General features: G+C 66.4%; 20 protein-coding genes and 1 pseudogene. 16 read left to right on the top strand and 5 right to left on the bottom strand.

The window, feature by feature from the left end; translation table 11 throughout:
• The first annotated feature begins 42 nt into the window (after positions 1-42).
• Entirely contained in the window at positions 43-411 is a 369-nt protein-coding gene (locus tag ACIBW7_RS06025; RefSeq protein ID WP_397044618.1) for a nuclear transport factor 2 family protein, read from the top strand.
• Between the two features lie 229 nt (positions 412-640).
• Here the strand turns inward: ACIBW7_RS06025 and ACIBW7_RS06020 are convergent, their stop codons facing one another.
• Together ACIBW7_RS06020 and ACIBW7_RS06015 are read right to left on the bottom strand one after the other, a co-directional pair.
• Positions 641-1,213 (bottom strand): NADPH-dependent FMN reductase, encoded by a 573-nt coding sequence (locus tag ACIBW7_RS06020; protein WP_397044616.1) that lies wholly within the window; start codon positions 1,211-1,213, stop codon positions 641-643.
• Positions 1,214-1,626: 413 nt separating this feature from the next.
• Positions 1,627-4,359: an ATP-binding protein gene (locus tag ACIBW7_RS06015; protein ID WP_397044614.1), complete on the bottom strand. Its 2,733-nt coding sequence runs from the start codon at positions 4,357-4,359 to the stop codon at positions 1,627-1,629.
• A 303-nt stretch (positions 4,360-4,662) separates the two neighbouring features.
• Between ACIBW7_RS06015 and ACIBW7_RS06010 the strand changes: the two genes are divergently transcribed.
• The gene (locus ACIBW7_RS06010; RefSeq protein WP_397044612.1) at positions 4,663-5,094 is read left to right on the top strand and encodes a cupin domain-containing protein; all 432 of its coding nucleotides are present in this window, start codon (positions 4,663-4,665) and stop codon (positions 5,092-5,094) included.
• A gap of 238 nt (positions 5,095-5,332) precedes the next feature.
• On the opposite strand, the gene ACIBW7_RS06005 is transcribed toward ACIBW7_RS06010, so the two are convergent.
• Together ACIBW7_RS06005 and ACIBW7_RS06000 are read right to left on the bottom strand one after the other, a co-directional pair.
• On the bottom strand, positions 5,333-6,421 hold the full coding sequence (locus ACIBW7_RS06005; protein ID WP_397044610.1) for an SDR family oxidoreductase: 1,089 nt from the start codon (positions 6,419-6,421) through the stop codon (positions 5,333-5,335).
• A 98-nt stretch (positions 6,422-6,519) separates the two neighbouring features.
• Positions 6,520-7,269 (bottom strand): enoyl-CoA hydratase/isomerase family protein, encoded by a 750-nt coding sequence (locus ACIBW7_RS06000; RefSeq protein WP_397044608.1) that lies wholly within the window; start codon positions 7,267-7,269, stop codon positions 6,520-6,522.
• A 119-nt stretch (positions 7,270-7,388) separates the two neighbouring features.
• On the opposite strand from ACIBW7_RS06000, the gene ACIBW7_RS05995 reads away from it, so the two are divergent.
• From ACIBW7_RS05995 to ACIBW7_RS05965, 7 genes are all read left to right on the top strand, one after another.
• Positions 7,389-7,733, top strand: coding sequence for a hypothetical protein (locus ACIBW7_RS05995; protein WP_397044607.1), 345 nt, complete (start codon positions 7,389-7,391; stop codon positions 7,731-7,733).
• 448 nt (positions 7,734-8,181) lie between these two features.
• Positions 8,182-8,898 (top strand): alpha/beta fold hydrolase, encoded by a 717-nt coding sequence (locus ACIBW7_RS05990; protein ID WP_397044606.1) that lies wholly within the window; start codon positions 8,182-8,184, stop codon positions 8,896-8,898.
• 127 nt (positions 8,899-9,025) lie between these two features.
• Entirely contained in the window at positions 9,026-10,069 is a 1,044-nt protein-coding gene (mgrA, locus tag ACIBW7_RS05985; RefSeq protein WP_397044604.1) for an L-glyceraldehyde 3-phosphate reductase, read from the top strand.
• 180 nt (positions 10,070-10,249) lie between these two features.
• Entirely contained in the window at positions 10,250-12,532 is a 2,283-nt protein-coding gene (locus tag ACIBW7_RS05980; protein WP_397044602.1) for a glycosyl hydrolase family 65 protein, read from the top strand.
• 827 nt (positions 12,533-13,359) lie between these two features.
• Positions 13,360-13,641 (top strand): hypothetical protein, encoded by a 282-nt coding sequence (locus tag ACIBW7_RS05975; protein WP_397044601.1) that lies wholly within the window; start codon positions 13,360-13,362, stop codon positions 13,639-13,641.
• Complete coding sequence (locus tag ACIBW7_RS05970) at positions 13,634-14,686, top strand: polyprenyl synthetase family protein (RefSeq protein WP_397044599.1); 1,053 nt, start codon at positions 13,634-13,636, stop codon at positions 14,684-14,686. Before ACIBW7_RS05975 ends, ACIBW7_RS05970 begins: the two co-directional genes overlap by 8 nt.
• Before the next feature lie 26 nt (positions 14,687-14,712).
• A complete protein-coding gene (locus tag ACIBW7_RS05965; protein WP_397044598.1) occupies positions 14,713-15,876 on the top strand; it encodes an oxygenase MpaB family protein in 1,164 nt (387 codons plus the stop codon).
• Positions 15,877-16,392: 516 nt separating this feature from the next.
• On the opposite strand, the pseudogene ACIBW7_RS05960 reads toward ACIBW7_RS05965, so the two are convergent.
• Positions 16,393-16,860, bottom strand: a pseudogene (locus ACIBW7_RS05960) (SDR family NAD(P)-dependent oxidoreductase); the annotation flags it as partial.
• A 267-nt stretch (positions 16,861-17,127) separates the two neighbouring features.
• On the opposite strand from ACIBW7_RS05960, the gene ACIBW7_RS05955 reads away from it, so the two are divergent.
• The 7 genes from ACIBW7_RS05955 (at position 17,128) to ACIBW7_RS05925 (ending at position 24,379) form a co-directional block, all read left to right on the top strand.
• The gene (locus ACIBW7_RS05955; protein WP_397044596.1) at positions 17,128-17,397 is read left to right on the top strand and encodes an acyl carrier protein; all 270 of its coding nucleotides are present in this window, start codon (positions 17,128-17,130) and stop codon (positions 17,395-17,397) included.
• Entirely contained in the window at positions 17,394-18,905 is a 1,512-nt protein-coding gene (locus ACIBW7_RS05950; protein WP_397044594.1) for an AMP-binding protein, read from the top strand. The genes ACIBW7_RS05955 and ACIBW7_RS05950 overlap by 4 nt, the downstream gene beginning before the upstream one ends.
• Positions 18,905-20,050 (top strand): beta-ketoacyl synthase N-terminal-like domain-containing protein, encoded by a 1,146-nt coding sequence (locus ACIBW7_RS05945; RefSeq protein ID WP_397044592.1) that lies wholly within the window; start codon positions 18,905-18,907, stop codon positions 20,048-20,050. Before ACIBW7_RS05950 ends, ACIBW7_RS05945 begins: the two co-directional genes overlap by 1 nt.
• Positions 20,047-21,042 carry a beta-ketoacyl synthase N-terminal-like domain-containing protein gene (locus ACIBW7_RS05940; RefSeq protein WP_397044590.1) on the top strand — a complete coding sequence of 332 codons (996 nt, stop codon included), beginning with the start codon at positions 20,047-20,049 and terminating at the stop codon, positions 21,040-21,042. Before ACIBW7_RS05945 ends, ACIBW7_RS05940 begins: the two co-directional genes overlap by 4 nt.
• Complete coding sequence (locus tag ACIBW7_RS05935) at positions 21,039-21,308, top strand: acyl carrier protein (protein WP_397044588.1); 270 nt, start codon at positions 21,039-21,041, stop codon at positions 21,306-21,308. Before ACIBW7_RS05940 ends, ACIBW7_RS05935 begins: the two co-directional genes overlap by 4 nt.
• A 2-nt stretch (positions 21,309-21,310) precedes the next feature.
• A complete protein-coding gene (locus tag ACIBW7_RS05930) occupies positions 21,311-22,711 on the top strand; it encodes a salicylate synthase (RefSeq protein ID WP_397044586.1) in 1,401 nt (466 codons plus the stop codon).
• 216 nt (positions 22,712-22,927) lie between these two features.
• On the top strand, positions 22,928-24,379 hold the full coding sequence (locus ACIBW7_RS05925; RefSeq protein WP_397044584.1) for a PLP-dependent aminotransferase family protein: 1,452 nt from the start codon (positions 22,928-22,930) through the stop codon (positions 24,377-24,379).
• Positions 24,380-24,386 lie beyond the last annotated feature (7 nt).

The raw sequence follows: 24,386 nt of genomic DNA, 5'->3' as shown, positions 1-24,386 counted from the left end.
GCGGAACTGGATGGATTCGTCGGAATCGACAAAGGACTCGTCATGACAAGTTCCCCTGCCGACCTCATGCGAATCAACCTGCTGGAGGTCTTCAACGAGCCCGACCCGGACCGCCGGGCTGCGGTCATCACGGCGAACTATTCCGAAGACGTGGTGTGGCACGAACTGGATCGAATCATCCACGGGCGCAAGGAACTCGAGCTGCGCGCCGCAGAGGTGCGTGCCGAAAATCCCGACTGGGTCTTCCGGCCCGCCGGAACGGCGTCAGAGCTCGACGACATCGGCCACCTCGGCTTCCAGTACGGCGCTCCCGGCCAACCCCCGGTGATCAGCGGCATGGACATCGCTCGAACAGAGAACGGTGTCATCACCGAGCTCTACACCATCGTCACCGATATCCGTCAATCCTGACCCGTGGTCGGGTTCGGATGCCAGCGGGTTCAGGTGTTCGGGGGGCGGTGGGGGCGACGGCCACCGCGCGCAGGGTCCGCCCAGGCGACCGGGTTCGGCCGCGGTCCTGGCAAGCGTGCCAGCAGTATTCTCGCGTAGTTCGGCGGGGCCGCCGTGGACGGGGAGGACTCGGACGCCGGGGTGGTGCGGCGATCCACGATCGCCACCTTGCCGACGACACCATGGCCGGTTAGTCGAGCTGGGGGACCACGCTGTGGACGCGGGCGATAAAGGTGGCGAAATCCGACATGAACCCGGTGAGGAACTGCTTGGTCGAGTCGTCGAGGACATCGCCGTCAGGGGTGAAGAGGTCGGGGTGGAACTGGATGTAGGCCTCCGGGGAATTCATCTGCGGGGAATTGCGGTAGCCGAGGACGCTGCGCAGACTCGCCTGGGCGATCGCGGTGCCGAGCTTGCCCGGCGAGGCGCCGACGACGGCTGACGGTTTGAGTGTGAACGAGTTGTCGCCCCACGGGCGGCTGGCCCAGTCGATGGCGTTTTTCAGTGCGCCCGGGATCGAGCGGTTGTACTCCGGCGTCACGAACAGCACGGCGTCGACGACGGTGATGGCCGCCTCGAGTGCGCGACCCTCCGGCGGGTAGTCGACGTCGTAGTCGTGGTTGTACAGCGGCAGATCCTTGATCGGAATCTCGGTGAACGTCAGCTGTGGTGGTGCTAGCCGGATCAGGGCCTTGGACAGGGGCCGGTTGATGGATTCCTTGGAGGGACTGCCGATGATGTAGCCGACCGTGTAGGTACTCACGCGTTGCCTCCTGACCAGAGGAGTGTCCGCTGTACGGAGCGCCAGGCGTCCTCGACGCGCGGCGGTTTCGACGAGAGTGCACGGCCAACGTAGCATTTCACAGCGGTCGCGTTGCCCGAGTCGCTGCGTGTGTGCCTGTGGCCTCGGCTGGCCGAGTCGCCACGATGTTTGCCGCAAACTCCGTCAGCGTCGTCACCAGTTCGCGGGCAAGTGTCGAACTCGCCATCGCCGGAACCGGGGCATTGTGGCCAGATCGAACAGCGTCCGGAGCGGCTCCACTGTGTCGAGGTGCCTGGGGCCTGTCCCGGATCATCCGTTGGTGCGAAAATGAGCTTGTTTGCCCAGTGCAGCCGTATCGTGCCGTCGGGCGGCAGCTCAAAGCGCGGAGGCCGCTGAGCAGATCGATTCGGTCCCTAGTCCGTGGCGTCCGAGGAGTTCAGCGCGTCGCGAAGTGCCGCACGGGAGGTCACTCCGAGTTTGGGGAACAGCTGGTGGAGGTGGGTGCCGACGGTTCGGGGTGAAAGGAACAGTCGCTCACCGATTTGCTTGTTGGTCAGGCCGGACGCTGCGAGCAGAGCAACCTGTCGTTGCTGTGGCGTGAGGGTGTTGATCGGTGCGGGGGTGTCTGCTCTGGTGGCGCCGACACCGGTGGCACGCAATTCGTTCGAGGCACGATCGGCCCATGGACGGGCCCCGAGGCGGTCGAAGGTATCGAGGGCGGCGACCAGCTGTCTGCGGGCCTCGGTGGTGAGCTTCGCACGGCGCAGGCGTTCACCGTAGGCGAGCTGGATTCGAGCCTGATGGAAGGGCCATCGGCCAACGTCGGGTATGGCGAGCGCCGCCTCGAAGCGGACGCGATAGTCGTCGGGCGCGGCGACCATGGCCTCGGCTCCGGCCACCGCGAGCGCAAGCCGCGGCGAGATCGTCGCGATATCGGCCGCGCGGACCGCGGCGACATGCTGGGCCGCCGCGGCGGTCCGACCGGCGCGGACCGCGGACTCGACCAGGTCGAGGATCACCCACAGCGCGTGCGGCGCGTGGTCTGGAACCGTATCTGGGAGACAAATGGCCGCGGCATGGTGGTAGGCCTCTTCGAAATCGCCACGCCCGAGTTCCGCGAGCGCCTTCGCGTGTGCCGCGTAGTGCAGCACGAGACCGATCCGGTTGGGCGCTGCCCACCGGATCAGTTCGTCCGACAGGGTTTTCACGGTGTCGCCATCACCTCGCGCAGCCGCGATGTAGGCCTGCTGGAAGCTCAGGCATCCACCGAGCAAGCGGTATCCGTGCTGCTCGGCGAGGTCGAGCCCTTCACCTACCATCAGCAGTACTCGGTCCCATTCGCCGGTCATCACACCGTCGTAGCCGAGCAGCACGAACGCTTCGATCGCGGAAGTGATGGCGCCGCCGGCCCGACCGTGCGCGACGACCTGCTCCAGTGCCGCACGGCAGCCCGCCAGGCGATCGACATAGGTGGCGGCCATCCCGATCCGTACGACGTACGCGGGATCGGTCTGGTCACTGATACCGACGATCGCCGCGTCCAGCCGCCCTATTGCGGACGCGGCGAGGCGGGCCGGTTCGATGAACGTACTGCCCAACAGGACAAGGAATTCCGGCGGTTCGGGATCGAGCCGGTCGAGCGCGGCCTGAAAGTCGGCGGCCAGGCCTGCCCTGGAGCCGAACACGCAGGCGGCTTGCAGGACGTAGAGAGCTTCGACCACGGCCAGGTCGTCGGCGTCGGAGGGGTTGCGGGCGCCCTTGATCGCGTTGACCAGCAGTTGGTGAATGGTGTCGATATCACCGCCGCCGTTGATCATCACTGCCGCGGCGGCGACCGCCCCGACCAGCGAGCCGCCCGGCATGCGTTCGGCGCCCTCGACCAGTCGATGTGCCTCGGACAGGTCACCGGTGATGTCGGCGCCCAAGTACGCGGCGACCATGATCCGGCGGTCGCGGTCGTCGGGTTGCGGGCTGAGTTCCGCTGCGCGCAGCAGCAATCCGATGGCACCGACCGGGTCGCCGCGGCGCTGTGTTCGAGTGGCGGCTCGCTCGAGCAGGTCGGCGACGCGCGCATCGGGGTCGGCGGCCGCGTGGGACAGGTGCCAGGCGCGCCGCTCCGAATCCTCCGGAAACCGCTCGGCCAGCTTCTGATGTGCCCGGCGCCGCTGTTCGTGCGTGGCCAGCTCGACGACCGCCGCGCGGACCAGTGGGTGCCGGAATCGCAGTCGACCGGTGTCGGCTTCGACTCGCACGAGTCGAAGCTGCTCCGCAGGCTCGAGGTCTTTCGTACTGTGCCCGTCGACCAGGGTGGCCTGCGGAATGCCGGGCTCGTCACCGGCCAGCGCCGCGAGGAGCAGTAGCCGACGCGACTCGACCGGAAGACTTTCGATCCGCCGCGCAAAGAGGGTGTGCAGGCGTCGACCGACCCGGGTGACGCCAGGGGCTCGGTGCGAACTGCGCGCCGCGGGCAACTCCACCAGCGCAAGCGGATTTCCTTGCGCCTCCGCGAGATAGCGTCGACGAGTCCGCGTCGTCAGATTCGGATAGTGATCGCCCAACAACGCGGCGGCGGCCTCGTCGCCCAGCGGGCCGACCGCCATCTCGTGCAGTCCTTCGGATTCGAAGAAGCTGTCCTCGCCGAAGCGGACCGTCGCCACGACACCCACCTGGGTGTCGTGCAGGCGGCGCGCGACCATCCCCAGCACCACGGCACTGGCGTGGTCGATCCAGTGCAGATCATCGACGACGAGCAGCAGTGGCCGATCGATCGCGGCCCGAACGAGCAACGCCCGCAACGCGTTCGAGAGCGCCAGCCGATCGGGAGTGGGTCCGTCCTCCAGTCCCAGCCCGACACAGAGTGCCCGCCGATGCGACATGTCGAGCTGCCGCAGTTCCGCCTGCAGCGGTTGGAGCAGCTGGTTGAGCCCGGCGAAACTCACCTCGGCCTCGAATTCCACGCCGGCCGCGCGCAAGACCCGGATACCCTTCGCGGCCGCCGATTCCGCCGCGGCCGTGAGCAAGACCGTCTTCCCGATACCGGCGTCGCCGACAACGAGCATTGCGCCGCCGTCCGCCGTCGAATCCGTGACGAACGACGTCAACTGGGCGAGTTCCCGCTCCCGGCCGAATAGTTGCACCGACGCCACGATCACCGATGTTAATCGAGTGCATCGTGGCGTCGTCCCTACGCGGCAACCGCTGCGGCGGCTTCGTTGATCAGCGCTGTTCTCTCCATTGCGTCGGCCTGATGTCGAGGTCCGCAGACCGCGGGTGAGTAGGCGGTCGGTAGAAGCGCGGAGCGGGATGGGCGGCACCCGTTGCTAGGACGGCGGGCCTGTGCTAGCGGAGTAATCTGGGGGCGTACGGCGAGTTGCTCGTGTGCCCCGCCGCTTCGATTCCGATCCCGGCAGAAACTCCCCAACCGGGCGGGCCGGAAAAGAGGATGTGCAATGAGCGGTGATTTCGTAGCTCAAACCGACAATTCTCGGCAGATATTCGATGCGTTCGCCGAGATCGGTAAGCTGCCCGAGACTTCCGGGACGATGCTCACCGACGTCTATTTCAGTGACTTTCCCGAGGCCAGTAGCCGGATCTTCCGGATCTACCGCACCCTACCGTTGCACTACCACAACGACTGTGATGAGCACCTGTACGTGGTCAGCGGCGAAGGGGTATTCCATCTCGCCGGTACGGAAAGCCAGGCCCGTCCCGGAATGTTCCTTCGCTTCGCACGCACGCAGATCCACGGATTCCCGAGGATCACCGCCCATCCTTTCGTCGTGTTGTCCGTCGATGTGCCACGGCGGCGGCCCGACGACATCGTGTTCGTCAATCCCGAAGACGGCGACGCCCGGAGTTTCATGGCGCGAAACAATGTGTAGGGCAGAAGATTCCGGCACACACCCAATTCCAATGGTGGACCGCGCCGCCATCTACCGCTGACGACCATCCGGCAATGTCGCCAGCTGGATGTCCGCAAGGTACATCCTGTTTCGCACGTCGTCGGCGGCGGGCTGCATGCGGTGATCCGCGCGAAAATTGCCGACTTCCGCGACAATCGATACGGCTGCAGTCGGCGTAATCGATGACGCCCCTGGGGTGCGATTCCTTACACCGATTTCACTTCTCTGCGGGGGGAAGGAATTTGCGGTCGATGAGGGACTGCAGCGCGTTACGGAACGAATCTTCGGTGTCGATCGCTGTGGTGAATCCGGCTCGGCGCAGCTTAACGGTGCTCACGAACGCTCGCGGCCCGGCAGGGGCGCCGTAGGCGAATGCGAAGTCCGCGTGTTGGTCACCGTATCCGACCAGGTCACGCAGATCCGGGGTGCGCAGGTCGTACTTCGCGGCGACGCGGGCCCAATCCGCGGTGTGGTCGGCGAGGTAGGCCGCCACGCTGGTCGGGGTGTCCGGGCCGGGCGCGGCCCCGAGTGTCTCGGCCAGGGCCGGCCACAGGCTGCGCCATTCGAATACGTCCCCGTTGGTGATGTTGAACGCCTGGTCGGCCGCGCGGGGTTCGGTTGCGGCCCAGACCATGACGTCGGCGACCAGGTCCGCGTCGGCGGCCTCCCAGACGAACGATGGGCCGCCGGGAAATCCGAACGGTTCGCCGAGTTCGCGCCTGATCGCGGCGTAGGCGCCGATGGCGGGCAGCACGTTCAGCGAGCCCGGTGTGGCGCCGGTGACCAGTTGCGGGCGCAGCGCCGTATAGGTGAATCCGCGCCCAGCGCCCATCTCGCGTATGTACTTCTCCTGGTCCAGGAAGAAGTTGGCGTGACCGGGATCAACGTCGCGTTCGCGGGCCGGAATCGGAATCGGGTGCAAATGCACCCCATAGATCTTGGTGCCCTGCAGGATGCTGATGTGCCGGAAGTTCGCGGCGACGCGGGTGATCGGCTCCACGACGTTGCGGAGCATGGTGTTGTTGGTGTCGATCTGGTCGCGGCTCGACCAGCCCTCGACGAGTCCGGGCTTCTCGTAGAGTGCGGTGTAGGCGATGTGGGTGAGGTCGGTCAGTGGTTCGAACGCCGCGTGTGCCGCGTCCGCATCGCGCAAATCGACTGACAGGAATCCAATTTCGCGCCCGCTGGGCAGCTGGGGTTTGCGGCGCGAGACGCCGACCACCTGCCAGCCCGCGGACAGGAACTTCTCGATGGCAGCCACGCCCAGTAGACCGCTGGCCCCGGTGACGAGCACTTTGTTCGGCATGGGTGATTCCTATTCTTCGATGTGGGACAGGACAGCTGCGCTGCCGTGTCGTCGAGTTGTCCGATGGGTCGGTGCAGGGCTGCCCGCGGATCGTGCTGCTATTGCTGGTGCGCGAGATCGGCGGCGGTCAGGCCTTCCAGCGCCATACCGAAGGGCACACCCTCGACGATGCGGCGCAGCAACCGCTGATTGAGCGTCTGCTTCTGCAGCGACCGGTACAGCCGTGGCTTGGCCGCCAACGTTCGGGCGATCTCCAGCCCGCGGGCATAGGCCCGATCGTGTGGCACAACTTCGTTGACCACGCCCCACCGCTCGGCGGTCGCGGCGTCGATGGTCTCGCCCGTCCACAGCAGCCACTTGGTGCGCGCGATCCCGGCGACCTCTTCCCACACCACCTGCAGGCCGTCCCCGGCGGTGATGGCGAACGCCGGATGCGGGTAGTCACCATAGGTGGCCCGTTCGGAGGCGATGTGAATATCGGTGAGCAGCAGGTATTCCGAATGCACGGTCGCCGGACCGTTGGCGACGCCGATGACGGGGAACGGGAGGGTGAGCAGCCGTTGTAGCACCGCAAGGCCTTCGGTGCGAATCTTCTCCCAGGCGGCGGGCTTGAAGATCTCACCGAGGCTGGGCCCGTCGATGTTATCCATGAAGACGTCACCGGATCCGGTGAGGATCATCGCCTTGTTCTCCGCGTCGTGGGCGATCTCGTCCAGTGCCCTGGGCAGGTCCTCGTGCGTGCGACCGGTGAAGACGATCGGGCCACCGCCGGTATGGAAGCGCAGGGTAAGGATGCCGTCCTCGGTGCGCTCCAACGCGAGGTCCTGGTATTTTCCGAAGTAGTTCATTGCCATCTCCTCTCGCTCTTCGATCGGCTGTGCTACGGAGTCAATGCATTGCCTGCGGAATCGATCCCGTCCGGCGAGAACGATCTCCGATAGCGGTCATAGGCGCCCTCGGGCAGCGTGTGATCGCGCAGGTGGAAGTCGATGTCGACGCTGTTCGCTGGTTTCAGGCGGGCTTGCCGGGGAACCGCCGGGTTCTGATGAGCGTTCGGAATCGCGGCTCGACATCGGTGCGGTCCCGGAACGTGGTCGCGATGCGCTGCGCGACCACGTCGGCAGGCTCGACGTCGTCGGCTGCGAAGATCGCCGATGCCGCGATGTGCATTGGCGATTCCGGTGAATCGAGCCATGTCCAGAACGAATCGTCGATCTCGAGGTGCTTGCGCGGTTTCGGACGGCCCACTGTGTTCCCCTGCGTGCTCGACGGCAAATTTCGACTCGACGGCAGCAGCGCATGGGTTATCTGATGATGTTTTCATCATTATTAATCATATTAATCAAATCCTGTGCGCATCTGATGCAGCCTTTGCGCAAGCGGTTTCACATACCAAGTCCCATCTCGGGTACGGGTTCGCAACAGATCTGTTGGAAATCGGAGGTCGACCAGTGGTTCTATGCTCTGACCTGCGCCGATATGTGGCATATCCGCCGGAAATCGACTCTGCGGCATCCTTGTTTCGCCGGATGGCCAGAGGTGGGTACGCCAGACGGCCACACATGTGACGTCACACCGGCGATCAGGCGAGGTTGGCGGTGAACGGGCATCGGTTGGCATTCAATCGGTGGCCAGCCACACCTTGATCCGGTGATACTGGCTCCCTGCGGAGTGGTCTTCAGTCGCGCAGAGCGCCCGACGAACCACATGTCATCGAGACAGCGTGCCTCGATGCCGCAGCTCGAGAGAAGGAGAAACGGATGGCGACGTTCGTCCTCGTGCCCGGCGGTTGGCACGGCTCCTGGTCGTTCGAGGCGGTGGTGCCGCTGCTGGAGCGCGCCGGTCATGCCGTTCACGCCCTGACCCTGACCGGTCTGCGGTCAGACGACGACAAGGCGACGGTCGCGACCGCCAACCTCGACACCCATGCCGACGACGTATTGCGGCTCCTTGATCGCGCCCACATCACCAGCGCGACGCTGGTTGGCCACAGCTATGGCGGGATGGTGATCGCTGCCGCCGCCGACCGCGCCCGCGGCCGGGTCTCACGACTGGTGCATCTCGACGCCTACGTGCCGCGCGACGGTGAGTCGTGCTGGTCGTCAACGACCGAGCGCTACCGGGAAGTGTTCGCTGCCGGCGCTGCGACCACCGGCTACGCCGTCCGACCGCCGGACGGCGGCGATCCGCGCCGCCGTCCCCATCCACTCGCCTCGTTCTTGCAAACGATCCGGCTCACAGGCCCGCTCGCTCAGGTCCCGCGTCGGGAGTTCATCTACTGCTCGGGATGGGAAGACCGGACGCCGTTCGCCGAACTCCGCACCCGACTCCAAGCCGATCCCGAGTGGCAGGTCCACGACCTGCCAACCGGCCACGATGCAATGCATGAGGCCCCGGAGGCTGTCGCTGCACTATTGCTCGGGGTTCGGGCAGGCGGGCCGGACCCGTTGGCCATGTGTGACCGGTTGCCGAGGTAGTGGGCGGTGTTGATCTCGGGCCTGAGCGCGCGAGCGGTGCCGAATGCGGCGTGCATACTCGGTGTTTGGGATACCTAGCTCGAAGTTCGATCAGATCGCGACGACCGCGCGTCTCGGAGGAGTACCGATGACATATGTTGCTGAGCCGGCCCGCTATGAAGGCACGATGCGCTATCGCCGCAGCGGCAGGTCGGGCCTCGACCTGCCGCTGCTCTCGCTCGGCTTCTGGCACAACTTCGGTGACGATCGCCCGTACCACGTCCAGCGTGAGATCGCTTTGCGCGCTTTCGATCTCGGAATCACGCACTTCGACCTGGCCAATAACTATGGTCCACCCTATGGGTCGGCCGAGATCAACGCCGGGCGCTTGCTGCGCGAGGAGCTCGCCGCCTACCGCGACGAATTGATCATCTCCACCAAGGCCGGGTGGGATATGTGGCCCGGACCGTATGGACAGGGTGGCGGTTCACGGAAGTACGTGCTGGCCTCGCTCGATCAGTCGCTGAGCCGGCTGGGCCTGGACTACGTCGACATCTTCTACTCGCACCGTTTCGACCCGACAACTCCGCTGGAGGAGACCGCGGCGGCGCTGGATACCGCGGTACGACAGGGGAAGGCACTGTACGTGGGGATCTCGTCGTATACCGCCGAGAACTCCGCGAGAATCGCGCGGATCCTGCGGGAACTGGGCACGCCGCTGCTCATCCATCAGCCGTCGTACTCGATGCTCAACCGCTGGATCGAGACCGAAGGGCTGCTGGACATCGCCGCCGAGGAAGGGTTCGGTGTCATCGGGTTCACCGCACTCGCGCAGGGCCTGCTCACATCGAAATATCTTGACGGCGTGCCGGCCGGATCGCGGGCCACACAGGGAAAGTCGTTCCAGACCGAGTTGCTGACCGCCGAGATGATCGCGCGGCTGCGCAAGCTCGACGCGCTCGCCGCTCGACGCGGACAGACGCTGGCACAATTGGCGCTGGCGTGGGCGCTGCGCGACCCGCGCGTGACCTCGCTGGTGATCGGCGCGTCCTCGGCCCAACAGCTCGAGCAGAACGTCGCCACACTCGACAATCTCGATCTCAGCGCGGACGAGCTGGCCGAGATCGAGGCGCTGCTCGACGACGACGGTGCGGTCGACCTGTGGCGAGCAGCGCGCGAGGGCACACTCTGAAAGATCGACGCAGTGCAGTTGGGTGCGTGCGTCGTCGAGGCGCGTCCTCGGCAGTAGCCGCGGCGATTCACTAGCTCATCGGACAGCTGCTGCACCGCGCCGTACCCGAGTAGCAGGGACGTGGTGCAGCCGCCGTGTCGTTGCGATCGGCTCCGCGCGACCGCTGCTACTGTCGGCCCGATGCGACTCGTGTCGAGTATCGGTGCGGTGCTGCTGACCTGCGCGTTTGTGCCGCTGCCCGGACTGTCCACGGTAGCGGTCGCGCAAGACGGGCATGCGGTCGGAGACGACTGGTCGGCGGTCTCCGAGACGTTCGAACCCGAGAACTTTCGCGCTGCCCCGTACCTGGGCAACGGGCGCATCGGCGCGATGATCCCGCCGAGCGGCGGCGGATATCAGGACTACGGCGTCTCGGTGCGCACCTCGTTCCCCTTGGTGGAACCGCGCTACACCGGAACATATCTCGCGGGCTTCTATGCCATGAAGTCCATGTCGTGGAACAACACGGAGGCGATCGCCGCCCTCCCCGCGTGGTCGAGCCTAACCGTCGACGTCGCGGGCCGAACCTACCGGGCCGACGTCGACCCGGCCACGCTCACGCACTACCGGCAGCGCCTGAATTATCGCGATGCCACCGTCACCACCGAAGCCACCTGGACACCCGACGCGGAACACCGGCTGGATCTGACCTACCGGACCTTCGTGTCACGGGCGCAGCAGAACCTCGCCGTCCAGCAGCTCACTGTCACTCCGCACTTCTCCGGGCCGCTCACCGTCACCGACCTGATCGACGGGGCCGCCGCGCGCCGGGTCACCCCGACGACGGCGGCCTCCGATCCGAACCGGGGGCAGACCACGGTCGGCGTGCGCGCCGACGGCACCGACCACACCGCCTTCCTGGTATCCACGGTCACCACGCCTGATGAGCTGGGTGGCGCCGCACTACCTACGAACGGGGCGACGGCTGGAACACGATTCGACGGCACCGTCGTGGCGGGCCGCAGTTACACGGTCACCAAGTACGTGGGAATCGCCTCCGGCGCGGACGGCGCGGATCCGCACGCGATTGCCACCGAAGTCTCCGAATCCAGCGCGGCGCGTGGTTTCGCCGCCGCCCACGCCGAACACGCAGCAGAGTGGGATCGCTTGTGGCAGCCCGCCATCGAGATCCCCGGCCGCGACGACTATCGGGACTGGATCCGGCCCGCACTGTATTCAGTGCTGTCCAGCGTCCGAGCCGGACAGCGGTGGTCCGTGCAGCCCGCGGGGTTGTCCTCCGACGACTATGGCGGCCTGACCTACTGGGACGCCGAGGCCTGGATCTTCCCCACCCTGCTCGCGCTCTATCCCGAATTGGCCCGCACCGTGGTGGATTTCCGCGTCGCGGCGCTACCGCAAGCCGAGGCGAACGCGCGCGCCTTCGGGCTGAGCGGCGCATTATTCCCCTGGAACGACGGACCGACACAGCGGTGCGCGTCGCCGTGGGTGTGCGGACTGGTCCAGGAACATTTGGGGAACGAGATCGCGCTCGCGCAATGGCAGTATTATTCGGCCACCGGCGACGAGCAATGGCTGCGTGACAGCGGCGCGCCGGTCATCACGGCTATCGCGAACTACCAGGCTGCCCGCGTCGGCCCGAAGCTGCCCGACGGTCGCTACCACTACGCGCCCGCGGCGGGCGCCGACGAATACGTTTCGGTTTCCGTGGACAACGCACTCACCAACGTCGGTGTGATGGCGACGATGCGCACCGCGATGTCGGCCGCCCGGCTGGCCGGACTGCCGCTGAACCCACGGTGGGCCGATATCGCCGCCCATATGGCGATGCCGCCGGACATCGTGCCAGGGGTGCCCGCCGAGTATCTCGGGTACCAAGGGGCGAAGATCAAACAGGCCGACACGGTGCTGATCAGCTACCCGTACTCCTATGCGGCGCCGGGATATTCGCCCGAGGCGACGCTGGCGTACTACTTCGACCGCACCGATCCCGACGGCCCGAACATGAGCAACAGCGCAGGCGCGATCCTGAGTGCGCAGTATGATCCCTGCCGCACACAGCAGTTCCTGGATCAATCGGTGCAGCCGTATGTCCGACCGCCATATGGTTTCCAGTCCGAGGCGCGTGGCGAACGGTCGGGTGAGAACACGGTCGGTCAACCGGCGTGGATCTTCGTGACGGGTGCGGGCGGATTCCTGCAGGGTTTGCTGTACGGACCGAGCGGGCTGCGATGGACTGAGACGGGTCCCCTGCTGGACCCGATGCTGCCCAGCGGGTTTCCCGAGGGGATGACGGTGCGCGACCTCGCGGTACGCGATAGCAGGTTGACCTTGCGCATCCGACCGGAAGGCACGACCGTCGACGTCACTTCGGGTGGTCCGGTCACCGTCGAGACGCCCGGCGGCCCGGCGACCGTCCGCCCGGAAACACCGCTGACGCTGCCGACCAGGAGCGCCTGTCCCTGATCCGGAAGACATCGCGCGGCGAACATATCGGCGCGGGTACCGCCGCAGACCGTCGGCGGTTTCGATAGAAACCGACCGGTGCGGATACGTGATTGAGTAAAGGTGATGGCGCGGATGTCGCGTGCCTCGGCGATCAGCTGCGCAGCATCCCAATCACGCTGGGACACAGGGTTTTTCTTCCATTTGTAGAACGCTTGGCTGGTGCGGCCGAGTGCCCGGCAGCCGTCGGAGGGGAAGTTGCGTGAGTTGTTGGCGATAAGTGATGAAGAGCGGCAGCGTCCGTGGACTGAACATCGCGAGCAGTACCACGCGACGGCGGGGTAGGGGACGGGCGAACAACAGCTCGGCCACATCGGTGTCTTTCTGCGTTCGCCGGAGCAACCCGAACTGTCGGCATAGAAACAACGTAATGGTGCCAACTAGGATTCGCGGTTGCGCGAGTTCACGGATTGTCGGCGGCTGACTTCGGTGGCGTAGTTGTATGGCTGGGCGTGCAGCCGTATTCCGTTCGGTCAGATCGTGGTGGCCTCGATCAGGACAGTGGGCACGTCGCGCTCGAGATCGAATGCACGCGACAGCAACATCGTTATTCGGTCGATGTCTGGAACATCGAACACCACTCTGCGTCAACGGGTCTCATCTGTTGATCACTGAGGGAAGGTCGGCCGTCTCTGGTGCACTCCGAGACCGTTCAGATTCCACAGCTTCCAGCAGGTTCTCGGCGTGTCCCGGTGGGCTCGGTGCCACACTGGGCGGGTCAGGCCGATTCCAGCCGGACGGAACTGCACGAGTGCCCGGTGCCGAACGTATGGATGGAGCGTGATCGCATGTCGCAGAATTCGAATCACTCCGGTGGCCGCGGAGCGGACGCCGTACTGCTCGCGGCAGGACTCGCAGATCTGGCAATGAGCCGGGTCGGGCCTGCGGTGGACCGGCTTCGGGGCCTATTGAGGCGGTCGGACCTGGCGGGGCTGGCGAGTGAGGTGGAAACGGATCTGAAGGCGCGCGGACGGCTTGCGCTGGACCGGTATGCCACCGTGCCCGAGGCGCATCTGGAAATCCTCGCCCGGCAGGTTGTTGCGCGGCGTAGCGCTTCCGGCGATGTCTGATCGCTACGATCCGGGCGCCTTCAAGGCTCGTGTCGATGCCGTGCTGGAACAGTTCGTCGGGCAGGAGAACGACCAGCTCCTGGCCATCGATCCGCAACTGCGGCCGGTGGCCGAGCAGATCGTGGTGGCGACAACGCACGGCAAACGGATGCGCGCGGCGTTCTGCTACTGGGGTTGGCGGGCGGCCGGACAACCGGATAGTGACGCACTCGTGCGGGCTGCGGCGGCAATGGAATTGGTGCACGCGGCGGCGAGTGTGCACGACGACATCATCGATGACAGTCCCCTGCGGCACGGTCTGCCCACCGCACACGTCACGCTGCGGGAACCGCTGCGGGATCGGCCGAGCTCCAAATCGTCCGCCCGGGCGCTCGCGATGCTGGTCGGCGATATGTTGATGGCGTTGGCGGGACAGCTTTTCGTCGCCAGCGGCCTGCCCTCGGCGTACCTGTCGCGGGCGCGTCCACTGTGGGCGTCGCTTGCTCGGGAATTGATCGCGGGGGAGTGCCTGGAAATCCTCTGCACCGGTGCGGCACCGGACATCGCCGAGTCGTTGAAGGTGGTGCGATACAAGACCGCGAAGTACACCGTCGAGCAGCCGTTGCTCATCGGCGGCGCACTGGCCGGCGCCGACCCCCGGCTGCTGAAGGCGTTCTCCGCGTACGGATTACCGCTGGGCGAAGCGTTTCAACTGCGCGATGACCTGCTCGGCCTGTTCGGCGATCCGGCCCGGACCGGTAAGGCGAACCTCGACGATCTCCGTACTCGACGCCCTACCGCCCTGCTCGCCGAGACCTGGCAGGCCGCCGACCGCGCACAGCGTAAACAATTGCGGCGCTTGTTGAATCGACGCGAGGCCAGCGACGGCGACCTGCACGAAATCCGCGATCTGATGACCCGTGTCCAGGCTCCTGCCCGCATCGAAGCGATGATCACCGCACGGGTCGAGGAGGCCACATCCGCACTGAGTGGCGTCGGCGTTGCGGCACACGCCGCCCGAGCACTGACCGAACTCGCCCGTGCCGCGACCGCACGCCGGCATTGACCCTCGCCTGACAACCAGGAGCCCAGATGACCTACACCGAAACGTCATTGGATGCGCTGCGGCAGTATGGCGACGAAATCGCCGACGCCACCGTTGCCGCGCTGTTCGAACGCGGCGAGGTGGGCAAGTTCAACACGCTCATGCGCTACGTCTCCACCGCGGGCGCGCCCCTGCCCGACGGTCTGCCCGATGTCGCCCGGGACTATCTGCACGAAACCTCGGCTCCCCCAGCATGGGTGGACTGGGACGAGATGGAAAAGGCCAGGCTGTTCTTCATCGATAACAACGTGCACATCTCCACCGCGTTGTCTTTTGCCGCGATGCCCGCCTGCTACGTTCTGCCGCCCGTCGCGAAACTGCTGTCGGCCACGCATTCGCTGGATTACCCCTCCAAACGCATGGCCGAGACCGGGCAGTTCACCGTCTACCTGATGCAGCCCGATGCCTTCGAGGCAGGCAGCCGGTTCATACCCGCAGTCCAGAAAGTGCGGTTACTGCACGCAGCCATCCGTCACCACCTGTCCCAGGAAAACCGATGGGACACCGATACATTCGGCACTCCCATCTGTCAGGAGGACATGATCGGCGGCCAGATGTTGTTTTCCCTCCTCGTGCTCGACAGCCTGCACCGACTGAACATCCACATGAGCGTCGACGGCGCGGAAGCGTACTTCTACGCTTGGCGTGTGGTCGGCGCCATGCTCGGCGTCGACCAAGAGCACGCACCCAAAGATGTGGAGTCCGCGCGGCACTTCCACGACCTCTATATGACCCGCCATATGGGCCCCAGCGACGAGGGCGTCCGCCTCACCCGACAGCTCATCGACCTCTACGAGGAAGTCGTACCCGGCACCTTCTTCGACCCGATCGTCTCCGCACTGATCCGCTACCTCGTAGGAGACACCTGCGCCGACTGGCTGCAAGTGCCGCGCACCGCCTGGGACACCGCCGTCAAGACCGCGCCCACCCTGCTCGGAATCCTGGAAACGATCGAGGACAAATCCCCATTGGGCGCTTGGGCCCTCGATCGCCTCGGCCACTTCAGCACTGTCTTCGAACTCAGCTCGCTCACCCGCGGCCGCGTCATGCAGTACGCCATCCCGGACCATCTCAAGCCGGAGTTCGGTGTCTCGCCCACACTTTCGCGCACCCGCCGCTGGACACCCCCGGCCGTCTCCATTACGACCTGACACACGATCAGTACGTGCCAGGTGGTCGGCCCAGGTTCGATACCGGCTACATCCTTGTTTGTGCGAACTCGTGCAGCGCCGCAGACGAATCTCGGTCAGTGTTGTTGAAATCGTTTGAGTGCCTTCGTATCCGGTGCTTCGCATCGACATCTACCTTGAATTGCTGTTGAGGAACTAGGGTTCGCCATCCCGCAGAGGCGTGACCGAAGCCCTGATCACATGACGGTTGGTTTTCCGTCTGAACACCATGCAGGCCACCCGAGGCATCGACCTCCAGGTCCTAGCTCCCGCTGTCGGTTGCGACGTTGGCCTCGGTAGGGCGAGCGATCGCAGCAAGCGGCTGTGGCAGGAGCGGTTTGGGGGTTCACGTCCGGAGGGGGAATCGACCAGTACGCCAACTCCTGCAACACCGAAAACTGCTGGTCATCGGCAAATAGCTGCGGGTTGACGGTTCTGGTCCGGTTGCTGCGGGTTCGTGCCCAGGACAGGGCTCTACATGGATGGGAACAGGACCGATCAGCATCTTCTTGCTGGCCACTCGTCATCGATGCCGATTTCCCGTCGAGTTCCGAGGTGTACTCGATGGTCGCCATGATCATCGCCAGCTTGGCGCAGCAGTACGCGGTGTACGCGCCGTAGTCGTGCTCGAGGTTCGGATCGTCGGGGTGCGATCTCCTGCTGCCCGGCGGAGGGCACGTTCACCACCCGCGCCGGTTCCGATGCCCTCAGCAGCGGAAGCAGCCGCCGCGTCAGCCGATACGGTGCCAGATGGTTGACCGCCCACCGTAATTCGTTGCCGTCGGCGCTGAACTCGCGTTTCCCGTTCGGCCGGCCGCCGGTGCCGGCATTGTTCACCAGCACATCCGATCGCGAAGTGCGGGCGATTATCTCGTCGGCCAGCCGGTCCACCTCCGCGAGCCGCGACAGGTCGGCCAGGACGATCTCCGGCGTGTGTCCACTCGCGGCGGTGATCTCGGCCGCGACCGCTGGGCGTCGATCACGGCGACATCGCCTCCAACCGGGGCCCTCGCGTTAATTCGGCACGCGACTGGACCACTGCGGTTCGTCGATATTGGCACTTTTCCTTGCAGGTTCGGAAATATATGGTGCATCCGTACGAGGAAAGAAATAGCGGACCGGGTCGGCGAATTCTTGTCCACCGCCCCGGGAAACAACGCCGTCCGATCCGGTGCACGACCGTATTCCGGGTGCCTCGTCCATGATGGAAAGAATAATTGTCAGGATATGAATATGGCCGGATTCGAAGAGTATTACGGCGGCAGCAATTGTGACCGGCTTCGCGCCATTACGGCCGAAGTGCTCGAGATGAACGTCGATGGTGTAGACGTGCGGGCGCATTTCTACGAGGATCTGGGCGCTTCCTCGCTGGAAAAGGTCGAAATACTTGCCCGTATAGAACGCGAATTCTCAGTGACGCTTTCGGACGGTTCGATCGCGCGCCTGGATTCACTTGGCGACGTGTTGGCGGTCGTCGAGGGCTCGGGTGGGGTGCACCGGTGAACCTCGTCGAATTTTTCGTCGGAAGGCACCTCGATTCGCCCGGAAAAGACGCGCCCGCCTATATCGATTCCGATCTCGGCGAGGTCGGTTACACCGAGTTGTTCCGGGCTGCGGGCGCATTCGCGAATGTGCTCTCCGACAATGGAGTCGTGCCGGGCAGCCGGGCCATGGTGTTGGCGGACGACTCGGTTGCCACGGTGGTGGCGGTGCTCGGGCTGTGGTGGCACGGCTGCGCAGCGGTCCCGGTGAATCCGGCGCTGTCGGACAAGGAGATCGGGTTCATCGCGGCCGACGCCGGGGTGAAGTTCGGATACGTCGACGTCCCCGGGACGCGTCGCAACAGACTTGCCGCGGTGCTGCCGGACATCGGGCAGCTCGACGGGGACCACATCCGCGAGTCGGTATTGCGGCAACGGCGCTCCGGCGAGCGGGCCGTGCTGCCGCCGCAGCAGCAGTGGCTGCCCGATCAGGAAGCCCTGGTGCAGTACACCTCCGGCAGCACCGGCGTGCCGAAGGGTGTCGCGCATCGGGCGAGCGCGCTGCAGTGGGTGCCCTCCGGGTTCGGGCGGATAGCCGCGCTGGCTCCCAACGACACCGTGCTGTCGACGGCCAAACTCTCGTTCGCGTACGGGTTCGGCAATTCCCTGTTATTGCCGCTGCACGCGGGTGCGACGACCGTGCTGCTCAACGGCGGGGTGGACGCCCAGGTCGTCGCGAGCGCGCTGCGCCGCCACCGTCCGACCGTGCTGTTCTCGGTGCCGCGCCTCTATGCCGCGCTGGCCGAATCGTTCGAGGACCCCGACAGCAGGCTGCGCCTGGCGGTATCGGCGGGCGAAGCGCTGCCTGCGGACCTGAGCGAACGGGTCATGCGGCGACTCGGGGTTCCGCTGGTGAACAGTCTCGGGACGACCGAAGCGCTGTACATCCTGCTGGCGACGACACCCGCCGAACCGGGTCCCGGCACCATCGGTGTGCCCGTTCCCGGGGTGCGGGTCACGGTGCGCGACCAGAAGGGCGAGATTCTCGACGGTGACGAGGTGCAAGGCCGCCTGCACATCGCGGGTCCATCTGTCGCGACCGGGTATCTCGACCGGGCGGAGGCGACGCGGGAAACCTTCGCCGATGGCGGCGCGTACACCGGCGACATTGTCCGGCGCGCCCGCGGCGGTCCGATCCACTATGTCGGTCGAGCCGACGACTTTCTGAATCTCGGTGGCTACAAGGTGGCGCCTGCCGAGATCGAGAGTGTCGTCCGCGCTGTCGCAGGCGTCCGCGATTGCGCCGTGGTCGGGGTGTCGGACGGCCACGGGCTGCAGGAGGCGGTGCTTTTTGTCGTCGCGGACGGTGAACGGGAGCCCGGTACCGTCCGTCGCGCTGTCATCGCCTGTCTGCGTGCAGAGCTGGCGTCGTTCAAGCGCCCCGGCCGCATCGAGCTGGTCGATGCCCTGCCGACGACGTGGACCGGCAAGCTCGCGCGAAACCGGCTCCGGGCGATCGGAGCGAACTGATGGCCTGGGATGTCATCGGAATGGCGGCTTTCGCGTCCGTCGGGGAGACGCCCGACGCGATCTTCGAGTCGCTGTGCGCACGGCGGAGCGGGATCTCGAAGCTGCGCGCGTTCGACGCGGCGAAATACCGGACGTGCCACGCGTACGAAGTCGACGACCGCATGGCAGAGGGCGACCGGCCGTTCCGCGCTACCGAGTGGCTTCGCGCCGTGATCGAGGCGGCGCTGGCCGACGCGGGCCTTGCGGCGGCTGCCGAGCGGTATCCGGTGGTGGTCGGAACCACCCTGCGGGAACAACGGTCCGCTGAACTCTGGTGGCGCAAAACCGGCGGAAAGACCGGGGATGTGCTCGATCCCGATCGACTCGACTTCTCTGCCGCCTTGCGGGACCTTCCCCAGGTCGGACGCGTGCACACCGTTGCCTGTGCCTGTGCGGCGTCGCTGTATGCGCTGGGAATGGCGACCGACATGATCGAACTGGGCCTCGCCGAGACCGTGGTGGTCGCGGGAACCGACTCGATCACCGAGAGCGCGTTCGGCACCATCGACCGCGTTCAGACCAGGACGCCGCAGGCGCTGCGTCCGTTCGACGCCGCGCGCGCGGGCATGATCATGGGCGAAGGCGCGGTGGCAGTCGTCGTGCGCCGGGCCGGGACCGATACCGCACCACACGCACGTCTGCTCGGTGTCGGCATGAACTGCGACGCCCGCCATGCCACGGCGCCGGAGCGGGAGAGCATCCGCGAAGTCATCGCCGACGCCCACGAACGGGCCCGCATCGACGCCGCCGATGTAGACCTGGTGATGTTGCACGGAAGCGGAACGCAACTCAACGATGCCGTCGAAGCGTCCGTACTGACCGACGTGTTCGGCGGGCCCGCCGCGCCACCGGTGATGACCGCGATCAAGTCGATGACCGGCCACACGCTCGGCGGGTCCGGGCTGCTGAGTCTGATCGTCGCGGCCATCGCCATGCGTCGCGGGCTGGTGCCACCGATTCTGGGTCTCACCGATCCGATCGCCGAGGCGGCCGGGCTGCATCTGGCTCGCGACGTCGTGCGGGCGGACCCGGCCGTCGCGCAGATCGACGCGTTCGGTTTCGGTGGCATCAATGCGGTCGCCGTCATCGGGAAGGGGACGCGATGACGAGCCGGGCGACGGTGGTCACCGGAGTCGGCCTCGCCGTCACGGGCTTGCAGACCGCTACCGATCTGCTGTCGACCGATCCGGTCGAGCCGGGAGCTGGACCGGCACCCGACCTTACGGGACGGCACATGCGACACAAGGACCGTGCGTCGCGACTGGCGCTGCGCGCGGTTGAGCAGGCGCTCGCCGACGCGAACCTGGCCACCGAATCGACCGATCGCGCGGACACGACGACAGCCACCGTAGTCAGCTCCAACTTCGGCAACCTCGACAGCGTCTGCGAGTTCGCCGACCGGATCGCCGAGCAGTCCACTGCCGCACTCAGTCCGCTGGGTCTGCCGCACGTGTCGTCCAATGCCATCGCCGGGTGGATCGCGATCCGGCACGGGCTGCGCGGACCGAATGTCACCCTGTGCAGCGGGCGGACCAGCGGGTTGGATGCTTTGTTGTGGGCCGCCACGCTCATCGGGGCCGGTCGGGCCGACGCTGCGGTCGTCGTCGGGGTCGAACCGGACACCGGACCGGTGCGCAGCTTGTTCGGACCGGGTCGGCGGGTCCTCGACGGAGCCGCAGCGGTGGTCCTCGAATCGGAAGCGCACGCGGCGAATCGGCAGGCAATCGTCCGGGCGTTGGTCGGCGATGGTTACCACAGCGACGGTGTCGATCAGGTGGTCGCCGCGATCCGCACGGCGGCCCGGCCGCCGGGATTGTGGCTTACACCGGCGGATGTGTCGCCGGAATTCGGTTCGCCGATTCGGGTCCTGGATCTGACCCGACCGCTCGGGGAGTGCTCGGGGGCGCTCGGAGTGCTCCAGTGCGTGGTGGCGGTGGCGCAGTTCGACGGCGGCGAGCGGAACCCGGTATACGCCACCTGTGGCGATCAGCACGGCGGCGAGGTCGTGACCCTACACCTGCGCGCACCGCATGCGGCGGCGTCCGTTTCGGTCGGACCCAGCGTCGGAAACCGCGAGCTCGACCTGGAGGAACGATGACAAGAAGCATCCCCGAGCGGGTGGACCCGGAGGACCTGCGGCAATTGGTGGCGCGCGTGTTGGAAGTGCCCGCCACCGAAATCGGTGACCACACAAACTTCGTCGACGAATGGAACGTCGATTCGCTGCTCGAACTCGAGCTCGCGACCCGCATCGAGAAGCGCTACCGCATAGCGATTCCGGAGACCGAGGTCGCTTCGCTGACATCACTGGCGAATGTCCGCGAACTCGTCGACCGCATGCTGGGTGCGGACCCGAATTCCTGAAGATGGAGAACCACGTGACCACCCCGGAATCCGTGCGAATAGCAAGCGCGGTCGATCCCGTGACCGCGGTGTCGCGGCTGGCAGGCTCTGGCCGCTTCGGTGACCACGTCGTCTATGAGCGGCCCGGTCAATGGGTGTTCGCCGCCGACCCGCTCGGCCGGGTCGAGCTGGACACCGACGAGCTGCGGGTGAGCGCAGCCGGAGGGTCCACTCGCGAACGCTGGACCGGCAGACCCGTGGACGCGCTGGAGCGAGGGGTCGACTCGCTGCGGGTGGCCTGCGGCGCAGGAGCCTCGGGCACCGCCTACGGCTGGATTGCCTTCGAGTTCTGCGCCGATGCGTTCGGCGCGCAACGGTACCTCACCGAGCGAACCAGCTTGGCACACATGATCATTCCGCGAATCGAGGTGACGGTCACCGAATCGGAGGTCACCGTCGACGGCGCTGCCGCTGCCGATCTCGAGGTGATCGAGCAACTGCTGCGCTCACCGGCCGAGCCGCTGCCGACACCTCATCCAGTCGACGTGCGCACCGACGCCTGCGGCTACCGTGTACGGGTCGCGGCGGCTGTCGCGGAGATCGCCGCGGGCGACTACCAGAAGGTGATCCTATCTCGCCGGGTCGAGCTGCCCTTCCGGGTCGACCTGCCTGCCAGTTACCGCCTGGGCCGGGCGCACAACACACCCGCCCGGTCGTTCCTGCTGCGGCTCGGTGGCCTGGCCGCGGCTGGATTCAGCCCGGAGTTGGTGGCGTCGGTCGACGACGAGGGTGTCGTCACCACCGAACCGCTGGCGGGTACCCGGGCGCTGGGGCAGGGCGTCGCGGCAGACCTGGCCGCCCGCAATGAGCTGGAGTCGGACCCGAAGGAGATCGTGGAACACGCCGTGTCGGTGAGAACGTCGTTCACCGAGATCGCCTCCATCGCCGAACCGGGTTCGGCGGCGGTGGCAGACTTCATGACGGTCCGCGAGCGCGGCAGCGTCCAGCATCTGGCCTCCACGGTGCGCGGCAGGCTCGCCCGGCACCGGACCCGGTGGGATGCGCTGGATGCGTTGTTCCCGGCGGTCACGGCGTCCGGCATCCCCAAGCGGGCGGGTGTCGACGCCGTGTTCCGCCACGACGCTGCCCGCGGGCTGTATTCCGGTGCGGTGGTGACACTTTCGGAAAGCGGCGCACTGGAGGCAACCCTGGTGTTGCGGGCGGTGTACCAGGACGAAGACGCGGCGTGGCTGCGAGCGGGCGCCGGTATCGTGGCCCAGTCGCGGCCGGACCGGGAATTCGAGGAAACCTGTGAGAAGTTGGGCAGCGTCGCTCCGTATCTGGTGCCCGTGGTCTCTCGTGGACCTGGGTCTACTCCGCGATCACCGATGGTGACGGGTGGGTCGCGCCACCGGCAGCGTTAGGGAATCGTCGAGTCTCGCATCCGGCGTCGTCCCGGTATAGCGGAGAAGTTGCGTCGCCCGAGCATGCCTGATTACTCTCAGGCATGCTCGGCTGGATTCCCCTGTGATCGCCGCACTTTCGGTTGCCCCGCGTGACGCCGGGCAGGCTTGGCGGGCTACCGGCCCTACCCATGTTCCGTCGTCGGCCCACCGCTGAGGCCGACTGTGGACTTGCATGTGAGCCTCACCGGCCGCGGGGACCTCGGCGGGCAGATATACCGGCAGATCAAAGACGCCGTGCTGGACGGGCGGCTGGCGCCGGGCCAACCGCTGCCGCCTTCCCGGGAACTGGCGCGCAGGCTGGCGGTGTCGCGCAATACCGTGACCGGCGCCTACGACCGACTGGTCGCCGACGGTCTGGCCGAAAGCCGGGTCGGCGCAGGCATTTTCGTGCGCGCTATGGTCGCGCGGCAGCGGCGTCGCCCGGCCGCGCCCACATCGGTCGCGGTGGTCCACCCGTCGCCGTCGTGGGTCGACATCAGGGTGCCCACGCCCGGCTTCTTCACCGACGCGCCGCCGTACGACCTACGGCCCGGCATCCCGGACGTGCGGTTGTTTCCGTATGAGGCGTGGCGGCGGTTGACCTCGCAGGCGTTCCGGGCATCATCGATCGGCACCGGAATGCCCATCGATCCGGCGGGGCTGCCCGCGCTGCGGGCGGCCATTGCCCGGCACATCGGGGTCTCGCGGGCCGTGCGGGTGACCGCGGACAACATCATCATCACGCAGGGCATCCAGCAGGCGCTGGACCTGGTGGGGCGGGTGCTGCTGCGGCCGGGCGACTGCGTGGCCATCGAGAATCCGTGCTATCCGCTTGTGCGGGAGCTTTTTCGCAGCCTCGGGGCCGACGTCGTGGGAGTCGACGTGGACTCGGAGGGCTTGCGGGTCGACCTGCTGCCCGATCGCACGCGGATCGTGTACGTCACCCCGTCGCATCAGTTTCCGCTCGGCATGCCGATGTCGGCCCAGCGCAGGCGGGCGCTGCTGGAGTGGGCGAGTAGCCGCGACGTGGTGGTGATCGAGGACGACTACGACACCGAGTTCCGATACGGTGGCCGTCCGCTCGAGCCGCTGCACAGCATCGACCCCGCAGGCCGGGTCATCTACGTGGGAACATTCTCCAAGGTCATGCTTCCGGTACTGCGGATCGGTTTCGTCGCCGCCCCCGCGCCGCTCTTCGCGGCATTACGCGCCGCGAAGTACGTGACCGACTGGCATTCGCCGCAGCCTGCGCAGGCCGCGCTTCTCGGCTTCATCGAAGAAGGGATGCTGGCCAAACACATCCGGCGGATGCGCCGGGAGTACCAGGCCCGCCACGACCGGATAGTCGAACTGTTGACCACGCGCTTCGCTGACTTGCTGACGGTCATTCCGTCGGCGGTGGGCCTGCACGTGTCGGCGTGGACCCAGCCAGGTGTCGACGCGGCTGCCGTCGCGGCTCACGCGCGGGCGGACGGCGTCGGCATCTTCCCGATCTCCCGGTATCGCATGGGCGACGGTCCAGACGGCCTTATCGTCGGATACGGGGCCATCGCCGCGACCGACGTCGACCACGCGCTCGACCTGCTGCACACCGCGCTGGAGCGGAACCGGGCGACGGCGCAGCGAAGCCGGGACTGCCACGCCTAGCGGCGAT

It is taken from the genome of Nocardia sp. NPDC049526 (assembly GCF_044465765.1).
In the GTDB taxonomy this organism is placed as follows: Bacteria; Actinomycetota; Actinomycetes; order Mycobacteriales; family Mycobacteriaceae; genus Nocardia.
This window is presented reverse-complemented; position numbering and strand designations above follow the sequence as displayed.